The following is a 19778-nucleotide window of genomic DNA, read 5'->3' on the forward strand; positions in this document are numbered from 1 at the left end:
TTAAACAGCGTAATACGCCAAGCGATCAAAAAACGTAAAGTCTTTCCAACGGATGATTCTGTACGTAAAGTGATTTACCTGGCAATTGATGCAGCGTCTAAAAAGTGGAATATGCCTATTCGCGACTGGCGTTTAGCCATGAGCCGCTTTATTATTGAATTCGGTGACCGCTTAAGCAATCACCTTTAAATTTATGAAAAGCAATTACACAAAATTATTTACAGGCTCTTTTTATCTGCTTCATGTGCTTCTATTTTTTCTTCAATGCTTTCTTTTATTTTATCGCCTATTTCATCAGTTGCAGACTCAACAGCTTTCTCTCCAACCTTATAAGCCTCTTGTACAGCTGTACCTAAAACTCCACCACTAATTAAATTCAATCCTAAAGTTAATAGAACCTTAGGTAAACTAGGTAACAATGCGTGATATGCAGCTGCAGCTTTTCCTTTAAAAGCATCTATATGTTTTTGGTCAAGATCACAATCTTTAGATAAACAACTTGTGATCTCAGAACTAATCACTAAAAAAGGATCATCTAAATAATCATTTGCAAAAGCGTCCAGATAAATCACATTATGATCCGTATCACTTAAATGTTTAGCCCAATGCCGAACAAACCATGTTTTACCTTCACCCCAACGTGCATCCAAAGCCAATACCGCACCGCATTGCAAACGATCTACATAGTTAGTCAGTTGTTCCCCTAAACGTTTCCGATCCCATAAATCTCCTTCCCAGGCTTCATTAATATTTTCAAAATTGTCACGTTGCCAATTTAATTGATCTTTTTCATGCATTTTTTAATTCATTATTAATAAGTTACTACATTTATGATATGACAATTTTAAAGAACTGTTCACATCTATTTTTACAGATGGTTGCAAATAAAAAATCTGCTTACAATTTCCTCAGACTTTAGTTTTAAGCCCGCTAGTTTTTAAACAAAATCATGATAGATTAAATTATAAAATTGTTTTAGGGAATAAATTATCCCCATGAAATTACTAGGTTTTATTTTAATAGAAATACAGCTAGTATCAAATTTCAAACGTTTTTATTGAACAAGAAGTTCTAGTCTTAATACGATACATTTTAGTAAGGATTATAAGGAGAAATACACATGGCTTATCAAAATATCTTAGTACCAGTTGACGGTTCAGAAACAGCTTATGCAGCAGTGGCCAAAGCAGCTGAGTTTGCTAAAGCATTTGGCAGTAAAATTACAGTAGTTCAAGTTTTAGCACTTGATCCGTATATCGCAGCAGAATACATTTCTGCTAGCCAAACCAATGACTTGATTGAACGTGCTCGTAATGCGATTGTTGATTCGCTAGCAACAGCAAAGGCAAAATTCAATGAACAAGGCCTTGAGGTGGAAACTAAACTTCTTGAAGGACAAGTGATTCACCGTGAAATTGTGAGAGCTGCTGAAGATAGCCATGCTGATTTGATCATCATTGGTTCACATGGCCGTACAGGTCTGAAAAAATTGTTCCTGGGTAGCGTTGCTCAAAGCGTACTCGGAGAATCTCATATTCCGGTGCTGATTGTTCGCCAATAATATTCCATTATATTTCCCATCTTTAACTAAAGGTGGGAAAATTTTATTCCGATAATCAATCTACCTACAGCTTCTATCAACTATTCATCCACTGATATTGTTTTAAATTAATTTTATCTCCAATCACCATTACCCCTTCTGCCACTAATTTTAATCGTTGAATATTTTCTCCGCTTTCATTTAATTTGCTTAGGCTAATTTTTCCTTGAGAGTTGATAACCCTATGCCAGGGAATATCCGCCTCTGCCTCCAGATGCTTTAATACATAACCGACTAAACGCGCATGTTTGGGCAAACCTGCCATACGGGCAATCTGCCCATAACTGGCCACTTTAGCATATGGAATTAAGGCAACCACTTGCAGAATTTGACGCGCCAACTCATCACTGGAGCGACCTGAATGTTCTGGCATATAAGCTCCCTAAATCATCCCATTTAAACTTTCAAGCTATAAAAAAAGCCCGTTATGAGCTTCTTTTATCCGTGTTTTACGCTTAGAAATTATCCGGACTTTCCAAACGTTTCACCACTTGCACCTTCTCTGGATTATGCATGACTGCAACACCATCTTCGGCTTTTTTATCAATTAAGGCATCCGGGTTATATACGGTAATAGTTTCATTGCCGTTGGTATCTTCACCGACAATATACTGAAAGCCTTTGCGATTCATTTTATGACACAAGCGTTGATACCAGCCCTTAAAACCCGTGGTTTCTTCATTGGGGTTATAATAAAAGGCATTCATGACCGCAGGCAAACCCAGTCCACAGACTACGCCGGAAAGTAGAACGGCAATAAAGGTATAGCCTACCAGGATACTGCTGTACTCACTGAGTTCAGGAATATTCGCCACCGCCAGAATCAAGGCAAGCGAGATTCCGCCACGTACCCCACCCCATGATAAAATTGCTAAACTACCATTATAGCTTTTGTTTCTAAAGTTCGGAAAAAAGGCAAAGGACAGATAGTTGGCAGCAAAGCGCGAAGCATGCAGAATCAGGAACGCCACAATACCGCCTAAAATCAGGCTGATGCTTAAATCCAGAATAAACAGTTCCAAACCAATCAAGGTGAACAAGAAGGAATTGATGATTCCTTCAACCGTATGCCAGAAATGATTGACTTCACGAATTTCACGTTCCTGTAAAATTTCCTTCCACTTATTCCCAACCACCAAACCACCAATCACACAGGCAATTGGTGCCGAAGCATGGGCAAATAAAGCCACCAAGTATGAACCACAAGCCAGCAATGCGGTGGTTAAAATCAAAGATTCCATTTCGTGTTTGCCACGAAGCAGTCTTAAAATGCCCAGACCAAAACCCCAGCCAATAATTATGGCCACCACAATCTCGTAAAGCAAAGTTTGCAACGTACCCACAATGGTAAAATGTTCACCCTGCAATACATATAATAAAGTCATGAATACGGCGATACACATGGCATCATTAAACAGTGATTCACCTTCCAGTTTAACCATCAGGTGATGCGGTGCACGTACCGAACTGAGTACACCTTTAATTCCGATCGGGTCAGTCGCACCCAGTGCAGCGCCTAACAGTAAAAGCACCAGTAAATCGACATGCTTGCCAATCAGGAATTGATAGCCATATAAAGTAACACCAAAAAACACCGCACACAGTACCAGTGCAATACTGGCCAATATACTGATCGGCTTCCAGTGGCTTTTTAAATCGGACACTTTAAATTTTAAAGCGGAAGAGGTCAGGATAAAACAGATCACACCATTGATTAAAAAATCATAGAAATCAATATGACGAACTGCTTCTTCAATATTGTGAATATTAATGGTGATGAACTTGTTGCCACTGAGTAAACTGGCACCCCATTGTAAAATAAAGACGAAAATTGCTGAAACAATGGGTACACCTATCGCCTGTGGGAAACCTAAAATACGCTTATTAAAAATAGTCGTTGCAATTGAAAGCGCAAAAATAACTGTAAAGACCTGAAGAAAAAAGAAATTTCCCATTAAAGTTCCAATTTGAGCGATTGATTGGAATAAAGCGAACGCATCCCACCATTTCCAAATAAATATTTAATTCAATACTATTTATTCACCGAATCAGTTTAACCATTTTTTCTTTGACCCACAAAATAGTTAAGTTTTTTTACATATTTTTAGCAATGATTTAACATAGCCCAAGATCCATTTATTTAGTATCTCCTCGTTTCTTTCATTTCTCTCTACATTAAGTTGAATTTAACCATGCATCAAACAGTTAAAACCATATTTCGGCTTTTTTTTGCAGGGATCATTTTTCTTATTACCTTGACTTTATTTTTGAGTATTTTTTCAAAAAGCCGAGAAATTATAAAAGCAGATCAAGCTTTTCAGTACGCTACGCAGATTTCCTTAAAATCTACACCTGACAAACAACTGGTGCTGGTCTCGAATAATCAACGCCCGGATCAGGCCATTTATATTGTGATCGCACAGAATGGTTATATTGCCAAATTAAACTGCCAGCATTATCTGCAAGATATTTGTACAAATGAATATAACCAGTCCCATACCCGACAAATCCAGCAATTAGAGCTATTAAAAATTGGGCAGCAATTCTATATCCAGCAAATCAATTATAAAAATAGCCTGACCCAAAAGCAGCAGCAATGGTCTTATTCCAAGCCGCAAATTGAGCAATTTTATCAGACTGATATTTCAGATTTAAAATATCACCTGTTTAGTATGGCACTGTTTGCATTGGCAGCACTGTATGTATCGATTCGAATTATCCGAAACTTTAAACAGTTTATTCATGGTTAACAAAAAAGAGGATATTAAATCCTCTTTTTTAATGTCTCATTTCTATTTAAATGGCTTGATTAAAAGTATCACAATCGTTGATATTTCCCGATTTCAAACCGGTTTCAAACCATTTCATGCGCTGCTGGCTGCTGCCATGAGTAAAACTATCGGGTACCACCTGCCCGGTCGCACGTTTCTGTAAATAGTCATCACCAATCTTATGCGCTGCATCCATAGCTTCTTCAATATCGCCCTGCTCCAGAAACTGGGTTCGTTGCTGGTTATGATACGCCCAAATCCCGGCAAAACAGTCTGCCTGTAATTCCTGACGTACAGAAAGCTGGTTACCTTGCACTTCACTCGATTGGGCACGGGCTTTTTGCACTTGTGCTGAAATACCTAACAGCGTTTGCAGATGATGTCCCACTTCATGAGCCACCACATAAGCCTGGGCAAAATCACCGGCCTGATCCTGGCGGGACAATTCCGTGCTGTTTTGCTCACCGGAAATACCCATTTGCTGACGCATATCCTTAAAGAAAGCCGTATCGATATACACTTTCTGATCTGAAGGACAATAGAAAGGCCCCATGGCAGATTGTGCGGTACCGCAGCCCGAATCCACGATGCCATTAAACATCACCAGTTTCGGTGCGGCATACTGCGCATTAAGCTGCTGCTGGAACACTTGCGACCAGGTATCTTCGGTATCTGCCAATACGGTACCGACAAAATCCATGGCTTCCTGCTGTTCTGGGCTTGGATTCTCCAAACCTCTGGTTTCAGCCGGTTGTGATTGTGAAGTGACCTGTTTGGTGGACTGATAGGCTTGTTGAGGATCAACTCCAAAAAACTTCCAGGCCACGAATGCGACGATCAGCCCCAAGATACTAATCCCACCTGCTTTAGCTCCGCCACCACCACGACGGTCTTCTACATTGCTACTGATTCGACGTCCTTTCCAGCGCATAGTGCTTTTCCTTAGAATTAGCTCAATCTATTTTAGCGAGCTTTTTCATCATTAAGCCTGTTTTGACTTGGACTTCATCTTCTGAATAACGCTAACCATAATTAAAACTAACAATCCAGCAACAAAACCAATCCCCAGATTAATTAAGGTCGGGGTCACTGCACCAATAATATTGCCCATTGAAGGAAGGTGTTGTACATAATCGACCGAATCTTCAGTGAAATGATGAAACCATGGAATGGTATGAGTAATAATTCCGCCACCCACTAGGAACATGGCAATGGTTCCGACAATGGTCAAAGTTTTCATCAGTTTTGGGGCAAACGCCAGCAAACCGCGTCCCACAGTTTGCTTGAAACCCGATGCCTGCTTGGTTAAGTACAATCCCAAATCATCAATTTTGACAATCATGGCGACAAAACCATATACCCCAATGGTCATGATAATCGCAATCGCTGAAAGCACCATCACCTTAGTACCAAAAGCAGCTGTTGCCACGGTACCCAATGAAATCACCACAATTTCAGCAGACAAAATAAAGTCGGTACGAATCGCACCTTTGATTTTTTCTTTCTCGAACTTGGCCAAATCGGTTTCAATGGCATTGAATTCTGCTTCAGCTGCTTCTTCCGTCGTAGCTTTTTTATGCTGCAAACTGTGCAGTACTTTTTCTACCCCTTCATAACACAGGAACAGACCACCAACCATCAATAACGGATTGATCAGCCACGGCGCGATCACACTAATCAGTAACGCCAAAGGCACCAGAATCAGCTTATTCACAAAAGAGCCTTTGGCTACCCCCCAAACCACAGGCAGCTCACGCTCTGCACGCACGCCACTCACCTGTTGGGCATTGAGTGCCAGATCATCACCCAATACGCCTGCGGTTTTTTTTGCCGCCATTTTACTCATGACAGCAACGTCGTCTAAAACAGTTGCAATATCATCTAATAATATTAATAAACTACTCGCCATTCCTGTTATCCCTAAAGGTTCTATCGGCTATTTTAAAGAGAAAGATTCAAAAAAACTGTATCCACATCATTAAATTGTTCTTATTTTTTCAATGATCTGTTTTTATAGTGCCTGACATTCAAAAACATTATGCCGTACAATAAGGCAATACATCAGCATATAAGTATGTAGTGTTCACTACTTTGGAATAGAGAGATAATGAGTAATCAAGACAATCGTCCTGTTATTTTGACTGGCGACCGCCCAACCGGACAACTTCATTTAGGTCATTTTGTAGGTTCTTTACGTTCACGCGTAGGTTTACAGGATTCTCACCATCAACATCTCCTTCTTGCTGATGCCCAAGCTTTAACCGACAACGCCGATAACTTTGAAAAAGTACGCCGTAATATTATTGAAGTGGCAACAGATTATTTGGCTGTAGGTATTGACCCGACCAAAACCACGATCTGTGTTCAGTCCTGCTTGCCAGCACTGAATGAACTGACCATGTTGTATTTAAACTTTGTCACTGTATCTCGTTTAGAGCGTAACCCGACCATTAAATCTGAAATTCAGATGCGCGGTTTTGAGCGCGATATTCCGGCAGGTTTCCTGTGTTACCCTGTAGCACAAGCCGCTGACATTACAGCATTTAAAGCCACTGTCGTACCTGTGGGCGAAGACCAAATTCCAATGATCGAACAGACCAACGAAATCGTGCGTCGTTTAAACCGTCAGATTGGTCGCGAGATTTTACCTGAATGTAAGGCACTGCTTTCCAATGTTGGTCGTTTACCAGGTTTCGACGGTAAAGCAAAAATGTCGAAGTCTTTGGGCAATACCATTGTGCTGGATGCATCTGACAAGGACATCAAAAAAGCTGTGAATGCCATGTATACCGATCCAAATCATTTGCGTATTGAAGATCCAGGTCAGGTGGAAGGCAACGTGGTATTTACTTACCTAGATGCATTTGATACCAACAAAGAAGAGCTGGAAGAGTTAAAAGCACATTATCGTCGTGGCGGTTTGGGCGATGGTACGGTGAAAAAACGTCTTGAAGGCATTTTGAAAGAACTGATTGGCCCTATTCGTGAACGTCGTATGGAATTACAGAAAGATCCTGACTACATCATGGATATTCTAAAAACCGGGACTGACAAGTGCCGTGATATTACCCAGCAAACGCTTGATGAAGTGAAAGCAGGACTTGGCGTTTTCCACTTCTAAACACTGTATATTTTTAAAAGCCCTTCTTTTCTAGAGGGGCTTTTTTATAGCTAAAAAAATGAGCAATCAATCACACTAACCCAGAGTGATTAACCTGAATTAACACAACTTAACTGAAAGCATCATGAAATGACTCAGCATTCATTTTAAGATGTCTTAAATGCTTAGAGCTACCCCTAGTTCTAACATTCTCCTTAACCGAACTGTGCAAACAGATTCGTTGTTCTACGCAATGATCACCCCAATCATTGCGTATTTTTTTTGCCTGATTTTCAAGCCATCATAAGCTTCAGGCAATAAAAAACCCGCATGAAGCGGGTTTTTAATCTTCACCACTTATGCATGTTTATGACGCATATGCGGGAACAAAATCACGTCACGGATGCTTGGTGCATTGGCAAAAATCATCACTAAACGGTCAATACCAATACCCTCGCCTGCTGTAGGAGGAAGACCGTATTCAAGTGCTTCAATAAAGTCTGCATCGAAGTGCATCGCTTCATCATCGCCGGCATCTTTTTCAGCTACCTGTGCCTGGAATCGCTCTGCCTGGTCAATCGGGTCATTCAATTCAGAGAAACCATTCGCCAGCTCACGACCACCAATAAAGAATTCAAAACGGTCAGTAATGTGCGGATTTTCATCATTACGGCGTGCCAATGGGGAAGTTTCCGCTGGATATTCGGTAATGAATGTCGGTTGACGCAGCTTTGTTTCAACGGTTTCTTCAAATACGATGGTTTGAAGTTTACCCAGACCGAAACCAGGTTTCACCTGTTCTTTCAGCTCTTCCTGAACAAATTTAGCCAGGAATTCACGGTCATTGACATTTTCAGGCGTAAACTGCGGATTATGTTCCAGAATGGCATCAAACATGGAAATTTTCTTGAATGGACCCTTGAAGCTATACACTTCTTCGCCGTAAGGAACGTCTGTCGTACCCAGAATATCTAGCGCCAGTTTCTCAAGCATATTTTCAGTTAAAGCCATCAAATCTTTATAGTCTGCATAAGCCTGATAGAATTCAATCATGGTGAATTCCGGGTTATGACGGGTTGAAACCCCTTCATTACGGAAGTTACGGTTAATCTCGAACACACGCTCAAAACCACCGACCACCAAACGTTTCAGGTAAAGCTCAGGTGCAATACGCAAGAATAACGGCATGTCTAAGGCATTATGATGTGTTTCAAATGGACGCGCAGAAGCACCGCCTGGAATTACATGCATCATTGGCGTTTCCACTTCCATGAAGCGTTCATTGCTTAAATAGGCACGAATCCCAGAAACCACTTTGGCACGAATTTCAAAGGTTTTACGGGTTTCTTCGTTTACGATTAAATCCAGGTAACGTTTACGGTACTTCACTTCGGTATCGGTTAAACCATGGAATTTGTCTGGAAGTGGACGCAGTGACTTGGTTAAAAGTTCAAATTTCTCGATGTGTACATACAGGTCACCTTTACCGGAACGGCCGATATAACCTTCAACTGCAATGATATCGCCCAGGTCCAGGCTCTTGATGGTTTCCAGTACTTCAGGTGCAAGTTCTTTACGTGCAACATAAAGCTGAATACGGCCAGTCATGTCCTGGATCACGATGAATGACCCGCGGTTCAACATCACGCGACCAGCTACTTTTACATGGACGTGTTCGCCAGCTTCAATTTCTTCTTTAGATTTTTCAGCAAATTGGTCTTGTAAATCTTGTGCATAGTGCTCACGCTTAAACGCGTTTGGCCATGGACTAATACCAGTTTCTTTTGCGTGGTCTTGAATCTGCTTTAACTTGGCATGACGCTGTGCAATTAAATCGTTTTCGGAAATGTGTGGTTCAGAAGTCGATTGAGCGTTATGTTGCGTCATCTCTGCCTCGAATATGTGTAAAAAACGGAAGTTGCATAGCATAGCAGATTTAGTGCAAATTTCGAATGTCTTATTGCTATACAAATGCACTGATTTGCTAAAAGCCGGGTTCTTTACTTCATCTGGCTAGGCTTTAGTAAGCTGTTTAACACTCTCACAACCCTTTTAAACCCGTTTTCCATCATTTCCCGATAGTCTTTAGACCTATCTACATTCACCCTGAGTATGTTTTTTCCATCTATCTGCTCCAGAACATATTTCTTTAAAGCACTCTTCCATTTTTTAACTTCTTCACCTTCCAAATCTTCAATACTCTCTCAAACCCTAGCTAAATGTTTAAAGATCACCACCTTCAACTCCTCCCAACGCTCAATCGTAGCAACCATACCGTTGCCGTAGGTCCATTGGCTATAGCTAAGGAGGCCATATACCTGCCGTACTTTTAAGGTAGAGGCTGCAATTAAAATTGCATAACTTCATGTTTCCATAGCGTGGCCAACGCTCCAAAACATGCTGTCCATAAAAGTAGAGAAACCATTTTTTACACCATCACTACATTTTGTTATTGAATACTGAGTTCAATAATCAATAACACCAAGTATTTATTTTTAATAAATAATTTATTTTTAAATTAAGTTCATTAGATTGATCTGAAATACACCTTAGACCAAAAGCTAACTTCTTTGTTCAGCCAAGTCACTTACAATAGATTCAAGAAAAATAGTTGAAAAGTAATCTATTCGACTGTGTCTATCTTTGTGAATAAAGAAAGTATGAACTAAAAAAATGACGACATGCCCTTTAAAAATCCTATTTTTGCATGGACTCGATTCTTCACGTGAATCAGCCAGATTCCATGCTATTAACGCCGATCATAAATATTGTATCGATGTAGATTATCGCAACCTGAATTTTCAAACCGTCGCTAATTTTTACCGGGAAATTATTGCCAAAATTCAACCGGAAATTCTGATTGGCCATAGCTTGGGGGCTTACTGGGCCTTGAAAATGTCAGTCCTATACAAAATTCCGGCGATTATTGCCAATCCCAGCTTAAGTCCAGACTTTCGTGCTGATTATCCACCTATTAGCGAAGATGATCTGGAACATGATATTGCACAAATTGCCTATCTGGAATTAGGCGATGAAGAACTGGATATGTATGCTGTACAACAGCAACTCGAACCCTATATGCAGGTTCAGGCCGTCGAAGGTGGACATCATCGTTTAGCCAGTCCAGAAAATATCAATGGCCTGCTTCTGCATATGCAGACATATTTTCTGAAAAAATAAAAAAGCCTTGGAATAACCAAGGCTTTTTTCACATGCGTTAATCAAGCAACAGCTTGTTCTGGTTGCGATTTTTCATCTAACACAGACCAAATATCTAAGCCCAGGTCATTATGCAAATCTGGCAAATCCAGAAAAACACTTGCCCCTAAAACTTCATGCTTGCATTTATTCACTAACTGTTTGACTGCTTTTAGCGTACCGCCAGTGGCTAACACATCATCTACGATAATGATTTTTTGCGCTTGAACATCAGCCGACATTTCCAGACGGTCCATGCCATATTCCAGACTATAACCGACACCAACCACTGGTGGCGGTAATTTTCCTGCTTTACGAACCAGCAATAAACCTTTGCCCAAACGTTGCGCCAATAAACTTGCAAGTACAAAACCGCGTGCTTCAACTGCGACAAAACTGTCGACTTCTGCCAATTTTTCAGCAGGAATACTGGCAACTAAAGCATCGGTTAATAACTCAATGTTTCCCATAAATAATGGAGTCAAGTCATAAAAACAAATACCTGGTTTAGGGAAATCCTGAACCGTACGAATATTAGACCACAAAGTTGTAGACAGATTGCTCATGGGAGAAAAGTATTTTAAAAGAGAATATATGAATTTTAACGCTTTATTAGGCCTATGACCAGTCAGCGCTTACTTTTAAACCATAATAAAAATAATCACAAAATTATAACTTACTGATTTAGTTATTTAATTTTTTAAATAAATAATAGGTATAGATTTATCTGATCATAGAATAACAAATACAGGTTTTTTTTTCTGCACGACCTTAGTCTATACCCCCCTCATCCACTTTAACTACGCTGGGAGCCAAAATTTTGTTTGTCGCACTGTTTAAAAAGGAAAGCTAATTTATATTGCTCCACTTCTGCCTATTTTCATGCTTTAAAGACCAGTTTTGTCCTTCTCAGCAATTCTGGTTTCAATTTCTGTCCTTAAACTCCGATATTTGCTTTACATTGTAGATAGAACTGCGTAAAAATTTGCTTGAATGTGTACATTGAAAGTCATATCAATAGAGTCACACGGTATATGGAATATTACTGACCGCATATTTTTGAAAAGTCAGTGTTTTGGAGAGTCAAATGAAGAAATATCAATGCATCGTTTGTGGATGGATTTATGACGAAGCTGAAGGTTGGCCACAAGATGGGATTGTCGCAGGGACCAAATGGGAAGACATCCCGGATGACTGGACCTGCCCGGACTGTGGTGTATCAAAAGTTGATTTCGAAATGGTAGAAGTCTGATTATTGATACAAAAGACCATAGTGAATGGTCTTTTTTTATGTCTTATTAAAGAAAAACAGTCTGGAGAATAATATGCATCCTATCGTCATCATTGGTTCTGGTATGGCCGGCTATACCGCAGCACGTGAATTTCGCAAGCTTAATCCCGAGCATGAGCTGGTCATGATCTGTGCAGATGATGCGGTAAACTATGCCAAACCGACACTTTCCAATGCTTTAGCTGGGAACAAGGCACCTGAACAAATTGCTTTAGGCGATGCAGCTAAAATGGCAACGCAACTGAATATGCGTATTGAAGCCCATACTTGGGTCAAAGAAATTCAAGCAGCCCAACATCAGCTTATTTTAGAAAAAGATGGTCAGCAAAGTACTCAGCCTTATGCCAAACTGGTTCTTGCAGTGGGTGCTCATCCTGTTCGCGTAGCAATTGCAGGCGATGGCAGTGATGATATTCATGTCGTCAATAATTTAGAGGACTACAAGGCATTCCGTAAAAATCTGGATCAACACCACGATAAACGTGTGGTGATTTTAGGTGCCGGTCTGATTGGCTGTGAGTTTGCCAATGACCTGCAAAACACGGAACATCAGGTGACTGTGATTGATTTGGCTCCTCAACCTTTGGGCCGCCTATTACCCGCCCATGTTGCAACATCTTTCCAGGAAAAACTTGAGGATACCGGCATTCACTTCGTTCTGGGCACCACAGTTGAAAAAGTCATCAAAGTGGAACAAGGCGATTATCAAATCACGTTAGCCAATGGTCAGTCTGTGATTGCCGACATTGTACTTTCTGCGATTGGTTTACACCCGAATCTGGAGTTAGCCAAAGCTGCTGATATTGATTGCAGTCGCGGTATTTTGACCAATAGTCATCTGGAAACCAACCAGGCAGATATCTATGCGATTGGTGACTGCGCCGAAGTCAATGGTTTGTTATTGCCGTATGTCATGCCCATTATGCAACAGGCACGTGCCTTAGCCAAAACCTTAAATGGTGAAAAAACCCACGTGCATTACCCGGCAATGCCGGTTGCGGTCAAAACACCTGCTGCACCACTGACAGTACTTCCTGCACCTGTAGACGTTGATGTAAACTGGGAAACAGAAGAACTCGAAGATGGAATGATTGCTAAAGCGCTCGATAGTGAAAATACATTACGTGGTTTTGTCTTGTTGGGACCAAGTGCTGCCAAACAGCGTTTGATTCTCACCAAACTGGTGCCGGACTTGATTCCTGCTGCAGTTTAAGGTTTTAATACCAAGGACATTTTTTCAGCAAAATGTCCTTTTTTAGGAAAATAACAATGGATAGCGCACTCAGTTTTACGGGTTCTCCCTATACATCTTTTATGCATGAAACCAAAGTCAATTTAGGTAATGGCGTTGAACTTCATGTGGAAATGGGTGGAAACCCGGAACATCCTGCCATCATGCTGATTATGGGTTTAGGTGCGCAAATGTTGTTTTGGCCTGATTTTTTCTGCAAATCCCTGATTGACCAAGGTTATCGCGTAATTCGTTTTGACAACCGCGATATTGGCTTGTCTTCCAAAATCCGTCATTCTGGTCCACGTCTCAACACATTGAAATTGATGGGACGTTTTGCCTTAGGCTTACAAAATCAAGGTGCGCCCTATAACTTATATGACATGGCGGAAGATGCAGCGCTACTGATCGACCGTTTGGGACTGGAAAAAGTCTCGGTCATTGGCGCTTCCATGGGGGGCATGATTGCACAAATTTTGGCAGCAAAACATCCACAAAAAGTCAGTAATCTGGGCCTGATGTTTACCAGTAACAATCAGCCGCTGTTACCGCCGCCTTTTCCCAAACAGCTGTTTGGCCTGATTGGCAGACCAGAATCGACTGATGAAGAAGGCATTGTGAACCATAGCGTGAAGGTGTTTAACATTATTGGCTCACCTGGATATATCAATCAACTGGAAATTATTCAGACAGCACGCAAATTATATCAACGAAGTTACTATCCAGCGGGTGTACTTCAACAGTTTTTAGCAATATTATGTACAGGTTCTTTGCTACAATTGGGTAAGCAAATTCAGCAACCTACCCTCGTGGTACATGGCTCTCGTGATCGTTTATTGCCACCGAGTCATGGCAAAGCAGTTGCAAAGGCAATTACTGATGCTAAGTTTGAATTAATTGAGGGAATGGGGCATGATATCCCACCGCATTTTATTCCATATCTGAGCGGATTATTTGCTGATCACTTTAAATCAAAACATTAGGACACTATGGCTGCATTACCCTCTTTAAGACAGCTGTCATACCTCGTTACACTGTCTGAAACGCTGCATTTTACTGAAGCTGCGCGCCGTTCATTTGTGACCCAGTCAACCTTGTCTGGCGGGATCATGGAGTTAGAGCGCTTGCTAGGTGGAGTCCTTGTTGAACGCGATCGCCAAAATGTACGTTTAACTCCGCTTGGCGAACAGGTTGTTGCACGAGCCCGTGTTCTTTTGGCAGACGCCCAAGACCTGATGCGTTTAAGTCGTGAAATGAGCGAACCTTTAACAGGTGATCTACATTTAGGGATTATTCCCACAATTGCACCTTTTATTCTGTCGCAACTGTTAGATGAAGTGCATAAACAACTTCCTAAAATTCAGCTGCACTTGCACGAAGCACAAAGTGAAAAAATTGTCGAAAAACTCGAACATGGTAATTTGGACATGATCGTGTTGGCATTGCCTTTTGACACACGTGGCTTAAAAGTTGCAGAAATTGCAAAAGAAAATCTGTATCTGGTTTACCATAAAGCGGATCAGAATGCGCAGAATGCCCGCAGTTTGGATGATCTGGATTTATCGCGCTTAGTATTACTTGAAGAAGGTCATTGTTTACGCAACCATGTGTTAAGTGCCTGTCCAATTGGTGAACGCAAAAATGATCATCGCCTAAAAGCGAGTTCATTACCAACACTGATAGAAATGGTTTGTTCAGACTTAGGCTTTACCCTGCTTCCTGAAATTGCCATTCATACCCATATGATTAAAGCCAATTCAGACTTGGTGGTGAAACCTATAGAGGCAGCGCCAAGCCGTACTCTTGCCCTAGTGACACGTAAAAGTACCCCATTGCAAAGCGAGTTTGATGTCCTGTTGCAAATCTTGCAAAAAATCACCCAGACTCTTCATTAAAAGATTCAATCTATTAAAAGGAGCAACTGCTCCTTTTTTTATGCTTAATGTAAAGTATGCAGTCTCATTTTTTTTAATTAAATGCCTTATTTTTTTCATAAAAAAATGCTTAGCACTCGGATAAACCTTAATTAAAACAAATGGACAACTTCTCATACATAGGAATAAATAGAGAAAACTACATTCAATAAATTACTCACTTCTGAATTGCAAACACCATCAAAAGTGAGCAATTCCAGGCAACCATTCAACTACTTTATATACTTGATAATAGGTATTTTATGTTTCATTTAAAAATGAAAGGTAAAAAAATAGCTTATCCACCCAGATAAGCCATGGAAGGCAAAATATTTCCATTACTCTGATTGTAATAGAAATATTGTAGCCCTTGGAGTTGAAATAGGATTGTTGAATCAACCCAAACAAAAAGCACTGTTATGCTATAAGCTAAATATCACTTTTCATATCCCTATAATTGGGTATTTTTCATCATTTATAAGAATGCCTGTACTTTGCACAAGAAAATAACTCAACCACAAATAAGTCGAAATAAAATAATTTATATCTAAATATTCTTTACTATACAGAGACTTAAATTTACTTTTATTTTATAAATTCACCAGTTTCAGGAATAGCTGTTTGTTTATTTTTATCACCAAGTAACCAAATAAAATATACCACCACTGTGAGTACAAGCTTGTGAGTGAACTGCTATTAGCCGTTTCTATCATGATGATAGAAGATCAACCCTTTTTTTAATCATCCATTAGAAAAGCAATATTAAAAATATCTACAGAAAAATTGCCCGCGTAGAACCTTAATTTTTTAAATTTAGGATGATTGATCCGGAATAATTTATGAGTAAATCAAGGAATCCAAAGACTCCTTGATTTGAGATGGGGACACTATTGTGGATTATTTAATCATCTCTAATAATATACGCTGTGCATTATGTGCTGCTTCTCCTTCGGCAACCTGTGCACGTAACCATGTACCATCACTTTGCAGTAACCAAGCTTGCTGATTATCCTTTAAATAATTAAGTAAACCTTGCTGATAAATGCGTTTTTTCAATGCCGCATCTTCAATCGGGAAACAGGCTTCCACACGATTGAACAGGTTACGATCCATCCAGTCTGCACTTGAACAGTAAATCCGGCTATCTCCTCCGTTCAAGAAGTAATAGACACGGGTATGTTCAAGGAAACGTCCAACGATGGAACGTACCCGAATATTTTCAGACAGGTCAGGCAAACCGGGACGCAGGCAGCAGATTGAACGGATAATCAGATCAATTTGTACGCCGGCTTGCGATGCTTCATATAATTTATTGATCAGTTGCATTTCCGTTAAGGCATTCACCTTGACAATAATTTGTGCAGGCTTACCGGCTTTGGCATTGGCAATTTCATCATCAATAAAATTAATCAGCTGAGCATGCAAGGTAAAAGGTGCATGCAATAACTTTTTCAGTTTTGCCATTTTCCCCATACCGGTTAATTCCTGAAAAATACGATGCACATCTTCACAAAGCTCTTTGTCTGTGGTCAGCAAACCATAGTCGGTATAAATACGGGCATTGCCGGCATGGTAGTTACCTGTACCTAAATGTACATAACGCACCAGTTTATTGTTTTCACGGCGCACCACCAGAATCATTTTGGCATGGGTTTTATAACCCACAATGCCATACACGACGACTGCTCCAGCTTCTTGCAGTACATTCGCCACTTCAATATTGGATTCTTCATCAAAACGGGCACGGAGTTCAATGACTGCCGTCACTTCCTTGCCATTACGTGCAGCTTCCGCCAAGACCTGAACAATTTCAGAATCCGGACCACTTCGGTATAGCGTTTGCTTGATGGCTAAAACTTGTGGATCACGTGCTGCTTCACGTAACAAGTTAATGACTGGGGCAAAAGATTCAAACGGATGATGGAGTAAAATATCCTGTTTCTGCATGGCAGAAAAAATATTTTCAGATTTTCTCAGCACTTTCGGAATAATAGGCGTATGTGAATCATAGCGTAAATGTGGACGCTTAAAATTGGACAATAACCGTGCCAAGTTAACCGGGCCATCGACCTTATACAGTTGCTCTTCTTCCAGATCAAATTCATCCAGCAAATAGTCATAGATATGTTTCGGGCAATTATGAGTCACTTCCAGACGTACCGCACGGCCAAAACGACGCGAGTTCAGTTCCCCTTTTAGAGCTTTGGCCAGATCTTCTACATCTTCATTTAAGGCTAAATCGGCATTTCGGGTGACACGGAACTGGTAACAACCCGTTGCCGTCATGCCCGGGAACAGGTCTGAAACATGCTCATGAATAATCGCAGACAGCATCACATGATGCTCTTTCCCTCCGGTAAGTTCATCCGGTAAACGTACCACTCGCGGCAATGAACGTGGTGCAGGTACTACAGCCAGATCAATCTGACGGCCAAAAGCATCTTTACCTTCCAGGGTCACAATAAAGTTGAGGCTTTTGTTAACCAGACGTGGAAATGGATGTGCCGGATCAAGACTGATTGGCGTCAGTACCGGCGCCACCTGTTCCTGAAAATATTTTTTGATCCAAGCCGACTGTGCCGGGGTTAATTCACCGCGACGCAAGAAACAGATGTCTTCTTCACGCAGTTTAGGCAAAATTTGTTCATTTAAAATACGGTATTGGCGGTCAATTGCCTCATGCGTGGTTTTGGAAATGATATCCAGCACCTGTTTAGGGGTTAAACCATCAGGACTACGGCTTTCATTGCCCAAGTCCAGTTGCTCCATCACGCCGGCAACGCGAATTTCAAAAAATTCGTCCAGATTACGCGAGAAAATCAGTAGGAAATTCATCCGGTCAAGCAAAGGATGTAAAGGATCGACCGCTTGTTCCAATACCCGCAAATGGAAGTCGAGAATAGAAAGCTCACGATTAATGTAGCGATCATTATATGTATATTCTATTTGCGCCGGAGTCGTATTAGCAGCCGTATTCATACCCTAACCTATGATTATTCGAAAGTAGTCCGTATCTTCATAAGTATGCTTCAAATTTATGACAATTTCATAAAAAAAAGCCCAAATCACCAGGCTTTTTGAAAATAAATCCTAAATTAGGGAATATGGCTATAACGCATATATTTTTGAATCATGCGTTTACGATATTGTAATTTTTTATCATGTTGATGATCTTGGTAATATTTAGGGTTAGGTAAAATGGCTGCTAAGAATGCCGCCTGTTCACGACTCAGGCTTTGCGCACTTTTGCCAAAATAATGCTGGGTGGCGGCTTCTATGCCATAGATATTGTCGCCAAATTCTACCGAGTTGAGGTAGACTTCCAGAATACGTTCTTTTGACCACATGCGTTCCATCATCCAAGTGGCAACCGCTTCCTGTCCTTTACGCAGGAAGGAACGCTTATTGTATAAAAACAGGTTTTTGGCCAGTTGCTGGGAAATGGTTGAACCACCTGCTACCACCTTACCCTTGTCTTTGTTGCGTTCCAGGGCGAATTGCATGCCTTCCCAGTCGAAACCTTTATGCTGCAAAAACTTTCCATCTTCCGCAGCAACCACGGCATGTTTCATATAATCACTGATCTGATCATAATCACGCCACTCATGTTTAATCGGTTTCGAAGGTTCGGACCAATAATCCAGACGCATCATCATGGTGGTATCCACCGGATGGGTGCGCCACCACAGCAAACTTGAAAAAATCCACAGTTGAACCAAAAGCACCAGACTGACAAGTATTAACAAACTACGAACAATAAAAGCTTTCATGTCAGTGAGTTACTCCAAAAATCTGTTTTTTTCGTGCTAAGCTGGATACTGAATATAGCAAAGATTATAAAAGAATAGCATGGCCGAACTTTCTCCCCCTCCCATTCGAACTAAACCCGAGGTTCATCTTTGGTGGCTGACGGCAGTTTTTATTGCCATCAATGTCGGTTTATTTCTCTGGCAAGTCCTGAGTGGAGTCAATATTACGACTCCAAGTCTGGTCGATGCGATTCATTGGGGTGCTGATTATGCACCTTTAACCTTTTTAGAGGAACCCACTCGCCTATTTACAAGCATGTTTTTTCATTTTGGCTTAATTCATTTAATGCTAAACATGTGGGCACTGTATATTTTTGGCAGTGTGGCTGAACAGCTGTTAGGCCGGTTTTATTATCTGGGACTTTATATTCTTGCCGGTCTGATGGGCAGTTTACTCAGTGGTTTCATCGATATTCAGAATACCTTTGCACTCTTGCAAAGCAATGATCCTAAGTTTCTTCCCACCGTCAGTGCCGGTGCATCGGGTGCCGTGATGGGTATTGGCAGTGCATTGACTGTTTTATCCCTACTCCCCCTATTACCGAAACAACGTTTTATTCTAGATAAAAAAAGCCTGCTGATGATTATAGGCATCAATTTGTTGATTGGCTTTACCATCGCCGGAATTAACAATGCCGCACATATTGGCGGCATGTTGATGGGTGCGGTGCTGACAGCAATCTGGTATGTGGGACAAAGAATACATAAACCCAATTTGGCTTTTGTAGTAGGCATGGCAGTAGGCATCATCAGTTGTTATTTGCTGTATGCTTACTGCATGCAGAAAGTGCAGATTCTGGAACCAGTCTGGCGGCAAATATTGGCCGCTATGCGGGCACAACTGCATTTTTAATGCCCAGAATTT

The 19778-nt window shown here is 40.8% G+C and carries 17 protein-coding genes and 2 pseudogenes; 10 read left to right on the forward strand and 9 right to left on the reverse strand.

Going from position 1 to position 19778, the window contains the following annotated elements:
* Positions 1 to 189 (forward strand): annotated as a pseudogene (locus B9T38_RS05970) (IS256 family transposase); the annotation flags it as partial.
* A gap of 32 nt (positions 190 to 221) precedes the next feature.
* Here B9T38_RS05970 and B9T38_RS05975 read toward each other — a convergent pair.
* Positions 222 to 797: pseudogene (locus B9T38_RS05975) on the reverse strand (P-loop NTPase fold protein); the annotation flags it as partial.
* Between the two features lie 323 nt (positions 798 to 1120).
* Here B9T38_RS05975 and B9T38_RS05980 point away from each other — a divergent pair.
* The gene (locus tag B9T38_RS05980) at positions 1121 to 1561 is read left to right on the forward strand and encodes a universal stress protein (RefSeq protein ID WP_086195921.1); all 441 of its coding nucleotides are present in this window, start codon (positions 1121 to 1123) and stop codon (positions 1559 to 1561) included.
* A 76-nt stretch (positions 1562 to 1637) separates the two neighbouring features.
* On the opposite strand, the gene B9T38_RS05985 is transcribed toward B9T38_RS05980, so the two are convergent.
* Positions 1638 to 1973 carry an MGMT family protein gene (locus B9T38_RS05985; protein ID WP_086195922.1) on the reverse strand — a complete coding sequence of 112 codons (336 nt, stop codon included), beginning with the start codon at positions 1971 to 1973 and terminating at the stop codon, positions 1638 to 1640.
* Between the two features lie 82 nt (positions 1974 to 2055).
* Positions 2056 to 3555, reverse strand: a complete 1500-nt coding sequence (locus B9T38_RS05990; protein ID WP_086195923.1) for a cation:proton antiporter — start codon at positions 3553 to 3555, stop codon at positions 2056 to 2058.
* A gap of 237 nt (positions 3556 to 3792) precedes the next feature.
* Here B9T38_RS05990 and B9T38_RS05995 point away from each other — a divergent pair, with 237 nt between their 5' ends.
* The gene (locus B9T38_RS05995; RefSeq protein WP_086195924.1) at positions 3793 to 4350 is read left to right on the forward strand and encodes a hypothetical protein; all 558 of its coding nucleotides are present in this window, start codon (positions 3793 to 3795) and stop codon (positions 4348 to 4350) included.
* 46 nt (positions 4351 to 4396) lie between these two features.
* Here B9T38_RS05995 and ypfJ read toward each other — a convergent pair whose 3' ends face one another.
* Both ypfJ and B9T38_RS06005 read right to left on the reverse strand, forming a co-directional pair.
* Positions 4397 to 5302: a KPN_02809 family neutral zinc metallopeptidase gene (gene ypfJ, locus B9T38_RS06000; RefSeq protein ID WP_086195925.1), complete on the reverse strand. Its 906-nt coding sequence runs from the start codon at positions 5300 to 5302 to the stop codon at positions 4397 to 4399.
* A gap of 51 nt (positions 5303 to 5353) precedes the next feature.
* Entirely contained in the window at positions 5354 to 6280 is a 927-nt protein-coding gene (locus tag B9T38_RS06005) for a DUF808 domain-containing protein (protein ID WP_086195926.1), read from the reverse strand.
* 198 nt (positions 6281 to 6478) lie between these two features.
* On the opposite strand from B9T38_RS06005, the gene trpS reads away from it, so the two are divergent.
* Positions 6479 to 7492: a tryptophan--tRNA ligase gene (gene trpS / locus B9T38_RS06010; RefSeq protein WP_086195927.1), complete on the forward strand. Its 1014-nt coding sequence runs from the start codon at positions 6479 to 6481 to the stop codon at positions 7490 to 7492.
* 336 nt (positions 7493 to 7828) lie between these two features.
* On the opposite strand, the gene lysS is transcribed toward trpS, so the two are convergent.
* Entirely contained in the window at positions 7829 to 9358 is a 1530-nt protein-coding gene (gene lysS, locus B9T38_RS06015; RefSeq protein WP_086195928.1) for a lysine--tRNA ligase, read from the reverse strand.
* A 786-nt stretch (positions 9359 to 10144) separates the two neighbouring features.
* Between lysS and B9T38_RS06025 the strand changes: the two genes are divergently transcribed.
* Positions 10145 to 10651, forward strand: a complete 507-nt coding sequence (locus B9T38_RS06025) for a YqiA/YcfP family alpha/beta fold hydrolase (RefSeq protein WP_086195930.1) — start codon at positions 10145 to 10147, stop codon at positions 10649 to 10651.
* A gap of 41 nt (positions 10652 to 10692) precedes the next feature.
* On the opposite strand, the gene B9T38_RS06030 is transcribed toward B9T38_RS06025, so the two are convergent.
* Positions 10693 to 11235: an adenine phosphoribosyltransferase gene (locus B9T38_RS06030; protein WP_086176209.1), complete on the reverse strand. Its 543-nt coding sequence runs from the start codon at positions 11233 to 11235 to the stop codon at positions 10693 to 10695.
* 521 nt (positions 11236 to 11756) lie between these two features.
* On the opposite strand from B9T38_RS06030, the gene rubA reads away from it, so the two are divergent.
* From rubA to oxyR, 4 genes are all read left to right on the forward strand, one after another.
* Entirely contained in the window at positions 11757 to 11921 is a 165-nt protein-coding gene (rubA, locus tag B9T38_RS06035) for a rubredoxin RubA (protein ID WP_086195931.1), read from the forward strand.
* A gap of 73 nt (positions 11922 to 11994) precedes the next feature.
* Entirely contained in the window at positions 11995 to 13173 is a 1179-nt protein-coding gene (locus tag B9T38_RS06040; RefSeq protein ID WP_086195932.1) for an NAD(P)/FAD-dependent oxidoreductase, read from the forward strand.
* Positions 13174 to 13229: 56 nt separating this feature from the next.
* A complete protein-coding gene (gene estB, locus B9T38_RS06045; protein WP_086195933.1) occupies positions 13230 to 14174 on the forward strand; it encodes an esterase EstB in 945 nt (314 codons plus the stop codon).
* A 6-nt stretch (positions 14175 to 14180) separates the two neighbouring features.
* Positions 14181 to 15086, forward strand: a complete 906-nt coding sequence (gene oxyR, locus B9T38_RS06050; RefSeq protein WP_086195934.1) for a LysR family transcriptional regulator OxyR — start codon at positions 14181 to 14183, stop codon at positions 15084 to 15086.
* A gap of 915 nt (positions 15087 to 16001) precedes the next feature.
* On the opposite strand, the gene ppk1 is transcribed toward oxyR, so the two are convergent.
* Together ppk1 and mtgA are read right to left on the reverse strand one after the other, a co-directional pair.
* Complete coding sequence (gene ppk1, locus B9T38_RS06055; protein ID WP_086195935.1) at positions 16002 to 18083, reverse strand: polyphosphate kinase 1; 2082 nt, start codon at positions 18081 to 18083, stop codon at positions 16002 to 16004.
* Between the two features lie 116 nt (positions 18084 to 18199).
* The gene (gene mtgA, locus B9T38_RS06060; protein ID WP_086195936.1) at positions 18200 to 18874 is read right to left on the reverse strand and encodes a monofunctional biosynthetic peptidoglycan transglycosylase; all 675 of its coding nucleotides are present in this window, start codon (positions 18872 to 18874) and stop codon (positions 18200 to 18202) included.
* Between the two features lie 79 nt (positions 18875 to 18953).
* Here mtgA and B9T38_RS06065 point away from each other — a divergent pair, with 79 nt between their 5' ends.
* Positions 18954 to 19766, forward strand: a complete 813-nt coding sequence (locus B9T38_RS06065) for a rhomboid family intramembrane serine protease (RefSeq protein ID WP_086195937.1) — start codon at positions 18954 to 18956, stop codon at positions 19764 to 19766.
* Positions 19767 to 19778: the final 12 nt, after the last annotated feature.

The sequence above is a fragment of the Acinetobacter sp. ANC 4218 genome (assembly GCF_002135245.1).
Lineage (GTDB): Bacteria > Pseudomonadota > Gammaproteobacteria > Pseudomonadales > Moraxellaceae > Acinetobacter.

Coding starts and splice junctions, on each gene's coding strand:
- mtgA (WP_086195936.1), bottom strand. CDS start 18,874: ATGAAAGCTTTTATTGTTCGTAGTTTGTTAATACTTGTCAGTCTGGTG.
- ypfJ (WP_086195925.1), bottom strand. CDS start 5,302: ATGCGCTGGAAAGGACGTCGAATCAGTAGCAATGTAGAAGACCGTCGT.
- B9T38_RS06005 (WP_086195926.1), bottom strand. CDS start 6,280: ATGGCGAGTAGTTTATTAATATTATTAGATGATATTGCAACTGTTTTA.
- trpS (WP_086195927.1), top strand. CDS start 6,479: ATGAGTAATCAAGACAATCGTCCTGTTATTTTGACTGGCGACCGCCCA.
- B9T38_RS05990 (WP_086195923.1), bottom strand. CDS start 3,555: ATGGGAAATTTCTTTTTTCTTCAGGTCTTTACAGTTATTTTTGCGCTT.
- B9T38_RS06065 (WP_086195937.1), top strand. CDS start 18,954: ATGGCCGAACTTTCTCCCCCTCCCATTCGAACTAAACCCGAGGTTCAT.
- B9T38_RS06030 (WP_086176209.1), bottom strand. CDS start 11,235: ATGAGCAATCTGTCTACAACTTTGTGGTCTAATATTCGTACGGTTCAG.
- B9T38_RS05980 (WP_086195921.1), top strand. CDS start 1,121: ATGGCTTATCAAAATATCTTAGTACCAGTTGACGGTTCAGAAACAGCT.
- ppk1 (WP_086195935.1), bottom strand. CDS start 18,083: ATGAATACGGCTGCTAATACGACTCCGGCGCAAATAGAATATACATAT.
- estB (WP_086195933.1), top strand. CDS start 13,230: ATGGATAGCGCACTCAGTTTTACGGGTTCTCCCTATACATCTTTTATG.
- B9T38_RS05985 (WP_086195922.1), bottom strand. CDS start 1,973: ATGCCAGAACATTCAGGTCGCTCCAGTGATGAGTTGGCGCGTCAAATT.
- oxyR (WP_086195934.1), top strand. CDS start 14,181: ATGGCTGCATTACCCTCTTTAAGACAGCTGTCATACCTCGTTACACTG.
- B9T38_RS06040 (WP_086195932.1), top strand. CDS start 11,995: ATGCATCCTATCGTCATCATTGGTTCTGGTATGGCCGGCTATACCGCA.
- B9T38_RS05995 (WP_086195924.1), top strand. CDS start 3,793: ATGCATCAAACAGTTAAAACCATATTTCGGCTTTTTTTTGCAGGGATC.
- lysS (WP_086195928.1), bottom strand. CDS start 9,358: ATGACGCAACATAACGCTCAATCGACTTCTGAACCACACATTTCCGAA.
- rubA (WP_086195931.1), top strand. CDS start 11,757: ATGAAGAAATATCAATGCATCGTTTGTGGATGGATTTATGACGAAGCT.
- B9T38_RS06025 (WP_086195930.1), top strand. CDS start 10,145: ATGACGACATGCCCTTTAAAAATCCTATTTTTGCATGGACTCGATTCT.